This is a genomic window from Halopseudomonas bauzanensis, assembly GCF_900114735.1.
Lineage (GTDB): Bacteria > Pseudomonadota > Gammaproteobacteria > Pseudomonadales > Pseudomonadaceae > Halopseudomonas > Halopseudomonas bauzanensis.
Genome location: NZ_FOUA01000011.1, coordinates 16,061 through 29,974, shown reverse-complemented (window position 1 = coordinate 29,974; position 13,914 = coordinate 16,061). Strand labels below are relative to the sequence as shown.

At 63.1% G+C, this 13,914-nt stretch carries 14 protein-coding genes; 6 read left to right on the top strand and 8 right to left on the bottom strand.

The window, feature by feature from the left end:
- Positions 1–14 precede the first annotated feature (14 nt).
- The 6 genes from hemN to ftsY all read right to left on the bottom strand — a co-directional run bounded on the left by hemN (position 15) and on the right by ftsY (position 6,230).
- Positions 15–1,403, bottom strand: a complete 1,389-nt coding sequence (gene hemN, locus BM267_RS16290; RefSeq protein ID WP_074781335.1) for an oxygen-independent coproporphyrinogen III oxidase — start codon at positions 1,401–1,403, stop codon at positions 15–17.
- A gap of 118 nt (positions 1,404–1,521) precedes the next feature.
- A complete protein-coding gene (locus BM267_RS16285; protein ID WP_036991959.1) occupies positions 1,522–2,127 on the bottom strand; it encodes a hypothetical protein in 606 nt (201 codons plus the stop codon).
- Between the two features lie 81 nt (positions 2,128–2,208).
- Positions 2,209–3,072 carry an RNA polymerase sigma factor RpoH gene (gene rpoH, locus BM267_RS16280; protein ID WP_036991957.1) on the bottom strand — a complete coding sequence of 288 codons (864 nt, stop codon included), beginning with the start codon at positions 3,070–3,072 and terminating at the stop codon, positions 2,209–2,211.
- A gap of 196 nt (positions 3,073–3,268) precedes the next feature.
- The gene (gene ftsX, locus BM267_RS16275; protein ID WP_177173415.1) at positions 3,269–4,279 is read right to left on the bottom strand and encodes a permease-like cell division protein FtsX; all 1,011 of its coding nucleotides are present in this window, start codon (positions 4,277–4,279) and stop codon (positions 3,269–3,271) included.
- A 1-nt stretch (position 4,280) separates the two neighbouring features.
- Complete coding sequence (gene ftsE / locus BM267_RS16270) at positions 4,281–4,943, bottom strand: cell division ATP-binding protein FtsE (protein WP_036991954.1); 663 nt, start codon at positions 4,941–4,943, stop codon at positions 4,281–4,283.
- A gap of 3 nt (positions 4,944–4,946) precedes the next feature.
- Positions 4,947–6,230 (bottom strand): signal recognition particle-docking protein FtsY, encoded by a 1,284-nt coding sequence (gene ftsY, locus BM267_RS16265; RefSeq protein WP_036991952.1) that lies wholly within the window; start codon positions 6,228–6,230, stop codon positions 4,947–4,949.
- A gap of 102 nt (positions 6,231–6,332) precedes the next feature.
- On the opposite strand from ftsY, the gene BM267_RS16260 reads away from it, so the two are divergent.
- From BM267_RS16260 to ggt, 6 genes are all read left to right on the top strand, one after another.
- Positions 6,333–7,697 carry a M16 family metallopeptidase gene (locus BM267_RS16260; RefSeq protein ID WP_074781333.1) on the top strand — a complete coding sequence of 455 codons (1,365 nt, stop codon included), beginning with the start codon at positions 6,333–6,335 and terminating at the stop codon, positions 7,695–7,697.
- Positions 7,697–9,268: a M16 family metallopeptidase gene (locus tag BM267_RS16255; RefSeq protein ID WP_074781332.1), complete on the top strand. Its 1,572-nt coding sequence runs from the start codon at positions 7,697–7,699 to the stop codon at positions 9,266–9,268. The genes BM267_RS16260 and BM267_RS16255 overlap by 1 nt, the downstream gene beginning before the upstream one ends.
- Positions 9,265–9,840: a 16S rRNA (guanine(966)-N(2))-methyltransferase RsmD gene (gene rsmD / locus BM267_RS16250; protein ID WP_074781331.1), complete on the top strand. Its 576-nt coding sequence runs from the start codon at positions 9,265–9,267 to the stop codon at positions 9,838–9,840. The genes BM267_RS16255 and rsmD overlap by 4 nt, the downstream gene beginning before the upstream one ends.
- Before the next feature lie 256 nt (positions 9,841–10,096).
- Positions 10,097–10,576 (top strand): pantetheine-phosphate adenylyltransferase, encoded by a 480-nt coding sequence (gene coaD, locus BM267_RS16245; RefSeq protein ID WP_036991947.1) that lies wholly within the window; start codon positions 10,097–10,099, stop codon positions 10,574–10,576.
- A 24-nt stretch (positions 10,577–10,600) separates the two neighbouring features.
- Positions 10,601–10,852 carry a YfhL family 4Fe-4S dicluster ferredoxin gene (locus tag BM267_RS16240; RefSeq protein ID WP_074781330.1) on the top strand — a complete coding sequence of 84 codons (252 nt, stop codon included), beginning with the start codon at positions 10,601–10,603 and terminating at the stop codon, positions 10,850–10,852.
- Complete coding sequence (gene ggt / locus BM267_RS16235) at positions 10,849–12,543, top strand: gamma-glutamyltransferase (protein WP_143063101.1); 1,695 nt, start codon at positions 10,849–10,851, stop codon at positions 12,541–12,543. The genes BM267_RS16240 and ggt overlap by 4 nt, the downstream gene beginning before the upstream one ends.
- Positions 12,544–12,606: 63 nt before the next feature.
- On the opposite strand, the gene BM267_RS16230 is transcribed toward ggt, so the two are convergent.
- The gene (locus tag BM267_RS16230; protein ID WP_407920294.1) at positions 12,607–12,885 is read right to left on the bottom strand and encodes a hypothetical protein; all 279 of its coding nucleotides are present in this window, start codon (positions 12,883–12,885) and stop codon (positions 12,607–12,609) included.
- 214 nt (positions 12,886–13,099) lie between these two features.
- Positions 13,100–13,912 (bottom strand): bifunctional DNA-formamidopyrimidine glycosylase/DNA-(apurinic or apyrimidinic site) lyase, encoded by an 813-nt coding sequence (gene mutM, locus BM267_RS16225; protein WP_036991939.1) that lies wholly within the window; start codon positions 13,910–13,912, stop codon positions 13,100–13,102.
- Positions 13,913–13,914: the final 2 nt, after the last annotated feature.

Genomic DNA, 13,914 nt, shown 5'->3' with positions numbered 1-13,914 from the left:
ACCCTCGGTCCCAGTCACACCGTACGAGAAAAATTACCTTTCTGCGCCGCACCCAGATAAGCGTCGAAGGCCATCGCCACGTTGCGCAACATCAATTGGCCCTCGGGCAATAGCAGCAGTTCGTTGTCTTCGATTGCCACCAGCCCGTCGGCCACCGGCTCGGCCAACTGATCCAGCGCGTCGGCGAAGTAGCTCTTGAAGTCGATGCCGTAGTGATCTTCGAACTTGCAGAAATCGATGCGCCCTTGGCACATCAGGTCGAGAATCACCTCGCGGCGCAGCACGTCATCCTCACTCAGGTTGTAACCCCGGTGAATCGGCAGCATGCCGCTGTCCAGCCGTGCATAGTACTGGGACAGCTCCTTGACGCTCTGGCTGTAGGTGTCACCGACCTTGCCGATGGAAGACACGCCAATGCCGATCAGGTCGCAGTCGGCGTGGGTCGAATAACCCTGGAAGTTGCGTTGCAGGGTGCCGTTCTCGCGGGCCAATGCCAGTTCGTCGTCGGGCAGTGCGAAATGGTCCATGCCGATGTAGATATAGCCGGCGGACGTCAGCCGCTCGATGGTCAGCTCCAGCAGCTCCAGCTTGCGCTCCGGTGGTGGCATGTCCTGCGGGCGGATCAGCCGCTGCGCCCGCACCAGCTCGGGCAGGTGCGCGTAGCTGTAGGCTGCGATGCGGTCGGGACGCATGTCGATGATCTTGCTCAGGGTGACGTCGAAGCTCTGGATCGTCTGCAGCGGCAGGCCGTAGATCAGGTCGACACTGACCGACTTGAACTGCGCCTCGCGGGCGGCCTGAACCAGCTCGCGGGTCTGCTCCTCGCTCTGCAGGCGATTGACGGCGGCCTGCACGGCCTCATCGAAATCCTGCACACCGAAGCTCAGGCGATTGAAGCCCAGGGCGCGCAGCTGATGGATCTGCACAGGCGCGACGGTGCGCGGATCGACTTCCAGGGAGAACTCGTGATCATCGCTGTCATCCAGGTTGAAGGATGTGCGCAGCGTGTTCATCAGGTCTTCCAGCTGCTCGCTGGTCAGGTAGGTCGGTGTGCCGCCGCCCAGGTGCAACTGGGTCAGTTTGCGAGACTTGTCGAACAGCGCCGCCTGCATGGCGATTTCGCGCTTGAGGTATTGCAGATACTCCACCGCCCGCTCGGTCTTGTGGGTGATGATCTTGTTGCAGGCGCAGTAGTAACAGAGACTCTTGCAGAACGGGATGTGGATATATACCGACAGGCACTTGGGCTCGGCAGCAGCGTTGCTGGCCTTGGCGGCTGCCTGATAGTCATCCATGGCGAAAGCCTGATGAAACTGCGGCGCGGTCGGATAGGAGGTATAACGCGGGCCCGGCCGGTCGTATTTCTCGATCAGGGTCCGGTTGAAGCTGATTTTCTGCGTCACTAGGGTCTCTCGCCATCATCACGGGATATACGTGAAGTGTACGGCAAGGGGCTTTGCATGGCACTCGGGCCGGGCTGCGACTGTGCGCCGCAGCCGCCACAGCACCGGCTGGCCTGGCTCAGAGCTCCTCGTGCAGACCGAACATGATCGAATGCGCCTGCCCATCGCTGACAGCCACCACCACGCCCTGACGCGGGTAGATCCAGGCTTCTCCCTCGCTGACCGGCATGCGCACCTCGACCGGACCGAAGGTGCCCTCGATGTGCCCCAGGGTCAGCGGCTGATCGGGAATCATGCTGATCCGTTCCACCAGGTAGGCAGCCAACGCCTGGCCTACCGCCGGGCTTACCGCCTGGTCAGGGGAGCCTGGCTGCCAGGCCTGCGCCTCGACCAGGCTGGCGGTCTGCTGTTCATCCAGGCCGATCACTGCCTGCACCCGCCATTGCCGATCATCGGACTCCAGCTGATGGCGGCTGACCAGCCGAGGCTCACCATCGGCGCTGATCATCCACAAGCTGCCTTCACCGAGCACCCGCTCCACGCCCGCCAGCGTCAGGGTCCGCTGCTGCACCGGCGCCCACAGGTTCTCCTGGTAGGTCTGCTTCCAGGCCAGTTGCTCCGGGCGATCCCCGTCCTGCCCGCCCAGCCATTTGCCGAAGGCAAAGAAGCACAGCAGAATCACTCCCAGCCAGGTGCCTACTCTCAGCCCGGTGCGTGCGTTCATTGATCTGTCTCTCTGATTATTCAAGGGGCGCACAATGCAAAAGGGCATCCTGCGGATGCCCTTTTGATTCAGTGCCGGATATCAGGCGGCGCCATCTACGCTGATATGCTTCTTCAATTTGTTCATGGCGTTCTTTTCCAACTGCCGGATGCGCTCCGCCGAGACTTGGTACTTGGCCGCCAGTTCGTGCAGGGTGGCCTTCTCCTCGGCCAGCCAGCGCTGGAAGAGAATATCGCGGCTGCGCTCGTCCAGCTGGGCCAGACCTTCCTGCAACTGATGGCTGGAGCTATCGCTCCAGTCCGCGCTTTCCAGTTGGGTAGCGGGATCGTAACGCTTGTCTTCCAGATAGTGCACCGGCGCATAGGCGGTGTCGTCATCATCATCCTGGGCGCCATCGAAACCGAGATCCTGACCATACAGGCGGCTTTCCATTTCGCGCACTTCCCTCGCGGCCACACCGAGGTCCTGCGCTACGGCGTTGACTTCGTCATGGGACAGCCAGGCCAGCTTCTTCTTGGCGCTGCGCAGGTTGAAGAACAGCTTGCGCTGCGCCTTGGTGGTGGCCACCTTGACGATGCGCCAGTTGCGCAGGATGAACTCATGGATCTCGGCGCGGATCCAGTGCACAGCAAAAGACACCAGGCGCACACCCATTTCCGGGTTGAAGCGCTTGACCGCCTTCATCAGACCGACATTGCCTTCCTGCACCAGGTCAGCCTGGGCCAGGCCATAGCCGGAATAGCTGCGAGCGATATGCACGACAAACCGCAGGTGGGACATGACCAGTTGTCGGGCAGCCTCCAGGTCCTGCTGGTAGAACAGACGATCAGCCAGCTCGCGCTCTTCTTCGACGCTGAGGATCGGAATGCTGCTTACGGTCTGAACATAGGCCTCCAGGTTGGCACCTGGAATCAGGTTATGTACGGGCTGCAAAGCAGTGCTCATATGTGCGTGAACTCCAAGAATATTGGGGAAACTCTGCGCCGCGTCAGTGGCGGCGCTGGCCTGCAATCTATCGCAGGCCCAAAAAGACGAGTCAGTGTATCACTGCCAACTCAGACATGGAATGCCTGCCGAAGTTCCGAAATACAGGTAATAGGTCTTTAAAATCAATCATTTACAAAGAAATAGACATAAGCTGTTACTGGGGTTCGATTTCACGGATATGCCGACCGACGGCCAGCCAGGCGCCCGCCAGACCCAGCAATATGGCGCCGCCCAGCAGCACCAGCCCATCCTGCAGCGGCATCCCGGTCAGTTCGAAATCGCTCTGGTAGAGCGCCGCCAGCTCACGCACCGTGCCGTTGAGCCAGGCCAGCCCAACCCCCAACAGCAACCAGGCCAGTATCCCCGCCAGCAGGCCATAGAGCATCCCCAGATAGAGAAACGGCCGGCGGACGAAGGCGTCGGTTCCGCCGACCAGCTTGATCACCAGAATTTCGTTGCGCCGGCTTTCGATGGCCAGGCGGATGGTATTGGCCATCACCAGCAGCAGTGTCAGTACCAGGAGCAGCGCCAGAGCGCCGGTAAAACGTTCAACCATGCTCAGGATAGCGGTCAGGCGCTCGACCCAGAGCATGTCGATCTGCACTTGATCCACACCGGGCAGTTGCGCCAGTCGTTCACGCAGCGGCTCCAGCGCGGCAGCACCGCCATCGATATCCCGGGGCATGACCAGGATAACGTCGGGCAAGGGGTTATAGGCCAGCTGCTGCAACGCATCACCCAGCCCGGAATGCTGCTGAAATTCCGCCAGTGCCAATTCCCGATCCAGCAGCTGCACCTCAGCCACGTCGTCCATCGCCGCGATGTCCTGCTGCACTGTCTGCGCCGCGTCAGGTTTGACGTCCTGTTGCAGATAGACCGACAGCTGGGCGGCACGCTGCCAATCGATACCCAGCCGCTCGACCTGATCGATCAGCACGGCCAGCCCCATCGGCAACGCCAGTACGATGGTCATGACCAGCACAATCATCACGGTGCTGACCGGGTGTTCGCCAATGCGGCGCAAGGCCAGGCGGGCACTGTCGCGGTGGCTGCCGGCCCAGCTGCGCAGCGGATGGCGCCAGTCCCGTCGGGAACGGGCTGCGCCGCTACCGGATTTCGGCGGGCGTTTGTCGGTCTTGTCGGCTGGCCGCGGTTGGTTCGCCATGTTATTCCCCATCGGCCAGCAGCCGGCCTTCGCTGAGTGTCAGCATGCGATGATCGAGCTCGGCGATCAGCGGCAAGTCGTGACTGGCAATGATCACCGTCACCCCGACCCGGTTGAAATCCTCGAACAATCCCATGATCTCCGCCGACAGCTCAGGGTCCAGGTTACCAGTCGGCTCGTCGGCCAGCAGCAGCGCGGGCTTGTGCACCACCGCCCGGGCAATGCCGACCCGCTGCTGCTCGCCACCGGACAGCGCGATCGGATACATGCTTTCCTTCTTCAGCAGCCCGACCTTGTCCAGCGCAGCGCGCACCCGGCGGCCGACCTCATCCCGTGGGGTGCCGTTGATGATCAGCGGCAACGCCACGTTGTCGAACACGGTACGGTCAAACAGCAGCTGATGGTTCTGGAATACCACCCCGACCTGGCGGCGCAGATAGGGAATGTCGTGGCTGCCCAGATCCCGCAGGTTCTGCCCACCGACGAACACCTGCCCCGAGCTGGGGCGCTCCATACACATGATGAGTTTCAGCAGGGTGCTCTTGCCCGCGCCGGAATGGCCAGTGATGAAGACCATCTCCCCGGTGCGGATGTGAAAGCTCAGGTGATCCAGCCCCTGATGACCGTTGGGATAACGTTTGCAGACCTGCTCGAAACGGATCATCGATTATTCGCGCCCAAACAGAGCCTTGACGAATTCCGGCGCGGTGAACGGCCGCAGATCATCGATCTGCTCGCCGACACCGATAAAGCGGATCGGCAGGCCGAACTGCTTGGCCAGGGCGAAGATCACCCCGCCCTTGGCGGTTCCATCAAGCTTGGTTAGTGCCAGCCCGGTCAGACCGACCGCCTGATCGAACAGCTTGGTCTGGCTGATGGCATTCTGGCCGGTACCGGCATCCAGCACCAGCAGCACTTCATGGGGCGCCTCGGCATCGAGCTTGGCCAGCACGCGCTTGACCTTCTTCAGCTCGTCCATGAGGTTGTCCTTGTTGTGCAGCCGTCCGGCGGTATCGGCGATCAACACATCCACACCGCGGGATTTGGCCGCCTGCAGCGCATCGAACACCACCGATGCGGAATCGGCGCCCGTGTGCTGGGCAACCACCGGAATATTGTTGCGCTCGCCCCATACCTGCAACTGCTCGACGGCCGCCGCGCGGAAAGTATCACCGGCGGCCAGCATCACCTGTTTGCCTTCGCCCTGCAGACGCTTGGCCAGCTTGCCGATGGTGGTGGTCTTGCCCACACCGTTGACGCCCACCACCAGGATCACATAGGGGCGCTTCTCGCTATCGACCACCATTGGCTTGGCGACATGCGCCAGCAGGCCTTCCAGTTCATTCTGCAACGCCTTGTACAGCGCGTTGCGATTGGACAGTTCGCGGCGGCGAACCCGTTGCTGCAGCGACTCCATGATCAGGGTGGTCGCCTCGATGCCGACATCGGCCATCAGCAGACGGGTTTCCATCTCCTCCAGCAGTTCGTCATCGATTTCCTTTTCGCCAAGAAACAGGTTGGCCATGCCCTCGCCGAGGTTGGCGCTGGTCTTCGACAGGCCGGCGCGCATGCGGGCGAAGAAGCCCTTGGGCTCCTGGGGCTGCGGCGCGGGCGCGGCGTCGGCCGGCTGTTCGGCAAGGCCGGAAAACAGCTCGGCTGCAGCCTCACGGGCAGCCTGATCGTGGCTGGGGGCCGGCGCAGCAGCGGGTGCGCTGGGCTCCGTTGCTGGGGTCGGCGCGGTGACCGGCTCGACTTCCGCTGCGGCAATCACCGGCTCGACTTCGGCGGCCGGAGTATCAACCGGCGTCTGCTGCGGCGGGGCAACTGGCGCGGCCGGCTCGTCGCCCTTGCGCCGCATCCAGCCGAACAGGCCTTTCTTGCCGCCCTTGCCGTTATCGCCGCTTTCGGGGCCCTGTTCAGGGTGTTCTGGCTTGTCTTTGGAACCAAACATTGATGATCACTATCTGAGTCTGGCGCCGGCACTTGGCCTGCGCATTGAAGGTTGGGTTATCCTACCCCACTTCCGTCATAGGCGGTAATCACAGGACATCACATGCACATGGCGCGATCCACACTGCTGCTTACCCTTTTCCTGCTGCTCTGCGGCCTGACCGGGGGGCTCCAGGCCACCGAGACCCGGCAACCCACCCACGAATTCAGCCTGGACAACGGCCTCAAGGTCATCGTTCGGGAAGATCACCGCGCCCCTGTGGTGGTTTCGCAGCTGTGGTACCGGGTCGGCAGCAGCTACGAGCCGCCCGGGCGTACGGGTATGTCCCATGCCCTGGAGCACATGATGTTCAAGGGCAGCGAGCGCTTGGCTCCGGGCCAGGCCTCGCGCCTGCTGAGTAGCCTCGGCGCCCAGGAGAATGCCTTTACCGGTCGCGATTACACCGCCTATTACCAGATCCTCAGTCGTGACCAGCTGGCCATCGCCCTGGAACTGGAAGCCGAGCGCATGCACGGTCTGACCCTGCCGGAAGACGAGTTCCTGCGCGAGATGGAAGTCATCAAGGAAGAACGCCGCCTGCGCGTCGACGACAACCCCAATAGCCTGGCCTATGAGCGCTTCCTGACCCAGGCCTACATGGCCAGCCCCTATGCCCAACCGGTGATCGGCTGGATGCACGACCTGGATCGCCTCACCGTGGACGATCTGCGCGCGTGGTACCGCCAGCACTATCAGCCCAGCAACGCCATCCTGGTGATCGTCGGCGACGTGCAGGTGGATGAGGTGCGCGAACTCGCCGAGCGCTATTTCGGCCCGCTGGCCGATGCGCCCACGACCTCGCCGAAGCCGCCGCTGGAGCTGCCCGGCGGCAGCGAGCGCAGCCTCACCCTGCACCTGCCGGTGCAGATGCCCAGCCTGCTGCTCGGCTTCAACGTGCCCGGCCTGAGCACCGCCGAGCACACCTGGGAAGCGCACGCCCTGCGTCTGCTCGAAGCAGTTCTCGATGGCGGCTACAGCGCCCGCCTGCCCAGCCACCTGGAGCGCGACCAGGCCATCGCCACCTCGGCCTCGGCCAGCTATGACGGCTTCGTCCGCGGCGATACGCTATTTCTGCTATCGGGGCTGCCCAACCAGTCCCGCGACGTTGACCTCGAACAACTGGAGCAGGCGCTCTGGCAGCAGATCGATGAACTCAAGCAGACGCCACCCAGCCAGGAAGAGCTGAACCGGGTGCAGGCGCAGATGACAGCCGAATTGGTGTACGCCCAGGACAGCATCAGTCATCAAGCCAACCAGATCGGCATGCTGGAAAGTATCGGCCTGCCCTGGACGCTGCTGGATGAAGATATCGCTGCCCTGGAAGCCATTACCCCCGAACAGATCAGCGAAGTGGCGCGGCGTTATCTGATGCCCGAACGCCTGACCCGCGCCCATATCCTGCCTGTTGCCACCGAGGAGAAGCGCTGATGGCTGCTGATACCCACAACCGCCGCCCGCTGGTCCTGCTGTTGCTGGCCATCCTGGCGGCCATCGTGCTGAGCTTTCTCCTGCTGCGCGACGACGCCCCGCAGACGCCTCCCGCTACGCCCGAGGAAGCCACCGCACAGCCGGTCGACCCGGCGCAGATCGAGGCCGAGCCTGATACCGTGGTCGCCGAGCTGCTGCCGGAGCTGCACTCGCTGCAGCAGGTTGACCTTGACCAGCCACCGGCGCGCCGCAATCTCGATCTGCAGCACTGGACCACCGAGCAGGGCACCCGGGTGTACTTCATGCAGGCTGAAGAGCTGCCCATGCTCGACATGCAACTGCTGTTCGCCGCTGGCGCCAGTCGCGACAGCGGCCTGCCCGGGCTGGCGACCATGACCAATGCCATGCTCAACGAAGGTACCGGCGACATGGACGCCGGCAGCATCGCCGCCGGCTTCGAACGCCTCGGCGCGCAGTTCTCCAATAGCTCACACCGGGACATGGCCCTGACCGGCCTGCGCACCCTGACCGCCACCGACAAGCTCGATCCGGCGCTGGCCCTGTTTGCCGAGGTGATCGCCCGCCCCAGTTTCCCGCAGGATGCCTTCGAGCGTCTGCGCAATCAGCTCCTGGCCAGTCTGCAGTTCCGCCTGCAACGTCCGGCGGCACTGGCCAGCGAAGCCTTCTGGACCGACCTGTATCCGGACCATCCCTACGGCAGCCTGCCCGAAGGCCAGGCCGACAGCCTGCAGAGCATGACGCCGGAGTCCCTGCGCCAGTTCCATAGCCAGTACTACACCGCGGGCAACGCGGTCATCGCCCTGGTCGGCGATATCAACCGGGAACGCGCCGAACGTCTGGCCCAACGCCTGGCCGACGCCCTGCCCCAGGGCCCTGCCGCGCCGGTCATTGCTGAGCCCGAGCCAATCGCTTCCAGCCATCGTCATATCGACTTCAACGGCCAGCAGACCCATATCCTGGTCGGCCAGCACGGCATCAGCCGTCATGACCCCGATTACGCCGCGCTCTATGTCGGCAACCAGATTCTGGGCGGCTCGGGCTTCGGCTCCCGGCTGATGCAGGAGATCCGCGAAAGCCGCGGGCTGTCCTATTCGGTGAGCAGCCGGCTGATCCCGATGCAGGCCACCGGCCCAGTCATGGTCAGCATGCAGACCCGTGCCGATCAGGTAGATCTGGCGCTGGAAGTCATCCACCAGAGCCTCGATGCTTTCATCAGCGAAGGTCCGACCGAAGCCGAATTGATCCGCACCAAACGGCAGATCAATGGCGAATTCCCGCTGAGTACCGCCAACAACGCCTCGATCGTCGCCCAGCTCGGCATGATTGGCTTCTATGAACTGCCGCTCAATCACCTGCAGCTGTTCCTCGATCAAGTGCAGGCGCTGACCACCGAAGACATTCGCGCCGCCTTCGCTCGGCATTTCGATCCCGAGCAGCGACTGGTGATCACCGTCGGACCGGCCATGGTCATCCAGGAAACAGCACCTGCGGAGCCGGAAACCGCCGAGCCTGAAGCTGAAACCCATAACGCCCCGGAGCCAGAGCTATGAAACAGCCCAAGGCCCGCGAAGGTCAACTGCGCATCATTGCTGGAGAGTGGCGCAGCCGACGTTTCAGTTTCACCGAACAACCGGGCTTGCGCCCCACCCCCGACCGGGTGCGTGAAACCCTGTTCAACTGGCTGAGCATGCACATCGAAGGCAGCCGCTGCCTCGACCTGTTCGCCGGCAGCGGCGCACTGACGCTGGAAGCGCTGTCCCGTGGCGCCGCCCACGCCCTGGCTTGCGACATGAGTCGTGACGTGGTCACCACCTTGCGCGGTCATCTACAGACCCTGCAGTGCGATCGCGGTGAAGTGCGCCAGCAGGATGCCCTGACGCTGGTCGCCGGCGCGGCCGAATCGCCCTTCGATCTGGTCTTCCTCGATCCGCCATTTCACCAGGACCTGCTCATCCCCGCCTGCACCGCCCTGGAAACCAACGGCTGGCTGGCGCCCGATGCGCTTATCTACACCGAAAGTGAAACCGCCCCCGGCCGCCTGCCCTTTCCGGCAAACTGGCATCTGCATCGGGAGAAGAAAGCCGGACAGGTGTGGTACAGCCTGTGGCAGCGCGAGGGGTAAAACCGTCCCACCTGGTGCGGCAAGTCAGCTAGCGCTGACGTTGCAGATGGACTGACCGGCAGGATTGAAACGACCCTGTGTCGCCAAGGATGGCGACACGGAGCTTACATGGATGTACTTGCAGCGTGTCGTCACAGCCCTGCCGGTCAGCCTCATCATGCACGGAGCACCAGCATCGCGGGCATTCTCGATTTGGCCGCAACCGGGTCATTACGCTACCATCGCCCCTCCGGAACCCACAGGCAGGATAAAGCCAATGAATACTGTTCTCTATCCCGGCACGTTTGACCCTATCACCATGGGCCATACCGACCTGGTCGGCCGCGCCTCCAAGCTGTTCGATCGAGTGGTAGTGGCGGTAGCCGCGAGCCCGAAGAAGAACCCGGCCTTCTCGCTCGAACAACGAGTGGAATTGGCCCGCGAAGTGCTCAAGGATCTTCCCAACGTAGAAGTGGTGGGGTTTTCCACGCTGCTGGCGCACTTTGCCCGTGATATCGGCGCCAATGTCCTGCTGCGCGGCCTGCGTGCGGTTTCCGATTTCGAGTACGAATTCCAACTGGCCAACATGAACCGTCAGCTGGCACCCGAGGTAGAAAGTCTGTTCCTTACGCCCTCGGAGAAGTATTCTTATATCTCGTCCACCCTGGTGCGGGAAATTGCTTCCCTGGGTGGCGATGTCACCAAATTCGTTCATCCGGTAGTACATGAAGCCCTGCTCAAACGCTTCAACGGCTGAACCGAGCGCTTCGCGGAGTAACCGATGGCCCTGATCATTACCGACGACTGCATCAATTGCGACGTCTGCGAACCCGAGTGCCCCAACGGGGCCATCTCTCAGGGCGAGGAAATCTATGTCATCGACCCCGGTCTGTGCACCGAATGCGTCGGCCATTTCGACGAGCCCCAGTGCCAGCAGGTCTGCCCGGTCGACTGCATTCCCCTTGACCCCAACCGGGTCGAAAGCAAAGAGCAACTGATGGAAAAATATCAGCTGCTCACCAGCGCCGAATGACTCTGCTGCGATCCTTGCTGGTCCTGCCGCTGCTGCTCAGCCTTGCGGTTCAGGCTGCACCTGCACCCGACCAGCAAGCAGTAGCCAGCGCCCACCCGACCGCTACCGAAGCCGGTCACCGGATTCTCGACCAGGGCGGCAACGCCTTCGATGCCGCCATCGCTGTGGCCGCCACGCTGGCGGTGGTCGAGCCCTACGGTTCCGGTATCGGTGGCGGTGGCTTCTTCCTCCTGCGCGAGGCCAGCGAGACCGGGCCCCGCTATCAGTTTCTCGATGCCCGGGAAACCGCGCCCCAGGCGGCCAACCGCGACATGTACCTGGATCAGGAAAATGATCGCCAGTTGCAGCGGGTAATCAATGGACCGCTGGCCGCAGGGATTCCCGGTCTGCCCGCAGCCTTGGTCCATCTGGCCGAGCGCTATGGCCAATTGACGCTGGAACAGAGTCTGGCGCCAGCGATTGCCGCCGCCGAGCAGGGCTTCGCTCCCGGCCCGAGCTACCGGCAGTTGGCCGGCTTCCGGTTGAAGGCCATGCAACAGGATGCCGAAACCGCCCGCATCTTCCTGCAGGACAATGATATTCCCGCCGCCGACGCGCTGATCCGCCAACCCGAGCTCGCAGCCACCCTGCGCGCCCTGGCGTCGCAGGGCCATGCCGGTTTCTATAGTGGGCCAGTGGCCGAGCAGTTGATTGCCGGCGTGCAAGCCGCCGGCGGTATCTGGCAACAGACCGATCTGGATAGTTACCGGGTCATCGAGCGCCAGCCCGTTCGCTTTACCAGCCGCGGTTTCGAGGTAATCAGCGCACCGCTACCCTCGGCCGGCGGCATCACCCTGGCCGGCATTCTGCAAGGCCTCGACCATCTGCCCACCGCCACGCCCGGCTCCGTTCAATGGACCCACAATCTGGTCGAATTGATGCGCCGCACCTATCGCGACCGCGCCCTGCTGCTGGGTGACAGCGATTTTGTCAGCGTACCGACCGAGCGGCTGCTGTCACCGGCACATGCCCGCCAACTGGCCGCCGGCATCGATCCCGAGCGCGCCACCCCTAGTCTCGAGCTGGGTGAGCCCAAGGGCATTCAGGAAGGCACCAATACCACCCACTTCTCGCTGATCGACCGTCAGGGCAATGCGGTGGCCGCGACCCTGAGCGTCAACCTGCCCTTCGGCGCAGCCTTCACCGTGCCGGGCACCGGCGTGCTCTTGAATAACGAGATGGATGACTTTGCCGCCGACCCGGACGGCAGCAATAGCTACGGGCTGGCCGGCAGCGAGGCCAATGCCATCGCCCCGGGCAAGCGCCCACTGTCGAGCATGACCCCGACCATGCTGGAAAATGCGGACCAACTGGCGGTACTCGGCACCCCCGGCGGCAGTCGCATCATCAGCATGGTAATGCTCGGCACGCTGCAGGCGATGGATGGCCGGCCAGTGCAGGAATGGGTCAGCCGCCCGCGCTTCCATCATCAGTATCTGCCGGACCATATCCAGGTCGAGGACAACACCTTCACTGTTGAGCAGCAGAAAGCGCTGGAAGCCATGGGCCACAGCATCAAGCCGGTCGGTCGAGACTATGGCGACATGCAGGCGCTGTTGTGGGACAAGCGCCGCAACGAGATCAGCGCCGCCAGCGATCCCCGCGGCGAAGGCGAAGCCAGCGTGTGTTGTAGCCTACCCGTCACGCCTTGAAGATTATCTGCACGTGGCACCTGGTGGCCTCGCGACCAGCATTGCCCCGAGGCGAGTGCCTCGTTAGAGGCTCTCATCCTGCTGTTTGCGGCCATAGCCGCTCTTGGTGCAACCCAGGCAACGCATGAAGGTTTCCTTGCCGGGACGCACCACCAGTTCCTGCCCAGCTTCGGCGGTGTTACCGGCCAGGGCGGTGAACGGCAGGCTGATGACAAAGGCTGCGGCCCCGACCGCCGTGATGGCGGCCCCGATCGGCCGGGCGATGATCAGATCACCGACCATGGCGAAGATGCCGGGGTTCTCGACGTGTTCCTGGTAGCCATAATTGGCTTCGGTGGCCATGACATTGCCGGCAAGTAGCAGACCGGCGAGCAGAGCGGTGGTGTGACGTAACAGGCGCATGATAGTAATCCCTGGTTTGTGGCCCGATAGGCGTTCAAGTCGTGGTGCGGCCCCCTTCCCGGGAACCTGCAACCGACTTCATTGTAGGCATATTCGCGCTATTGCGGAATGCGGCCGTTGAAATTTGCCAACCCGGTCGGCAAAACGGCCCTGCTCAGCTCTGACAGCGTCGGCAGAACACCGTGCTGCGTTGGCCCAGCCGACACTCCGACAAGGTCGTGCCGCAGACCTTGCACAGCTGCCCGGCACGTCCGTAGACGAACAGTTCCTGTTTGAAATAGCCCGGCTTGCCATCGCCGCCGATGAAATCGCGCAGCGTGGTGCCGCCACTCTCGATGGCCCGCGCCAGCACTTTCTTGATCTCCTCGGCCAGCGCCTGATAGCGGGCACGGCTGATACGCCCGGCCTCGCGGCGCGGGTCGATGCCAGCGGCGAACAGCGCCTCGGTGGCGTAGATATTGCCCACTCCCACGACCACCGCGTTATCCATGATGAACGGCTTGACCGCCATGCTGCGCTTACGCGACAACTCATACAGCCGCTCACCGTCGAACTCAGCTGACAGCGGCTCGGGTCCGAGGCGAGCGAGCAAGGGATGGACTTCACCGGCGCGCTGCCAGAGCATGGCGCCGAAGCGACGCGGGTCGGTGTAGCGCAGCGTCAGGCCGGAATCCAGCTCGATATCCACATGCTCATGCTTGAGCACTGGCGTCTCGGCCGGCACCAGCCGCAGGTTGCCGGACATGCCCAGATGACTGATCAGCGTGCCGCCGCCGATGTCCATCAGCAGATACTTGGCGCGCCGGCGCACAGCGGTAAAGGTCTGGTTCTCGACCTGGATCGCCAGATCCTCGGGAATCGGCCAGCGCAGACGTGGGTCCCGGACGATCAGCCGGGTCACGCGGTGGCCCTCCAGATGGGGGGCAATACCGCGGCGGGTGGTTTCGACTTCGGGTAATTCGGGCATGG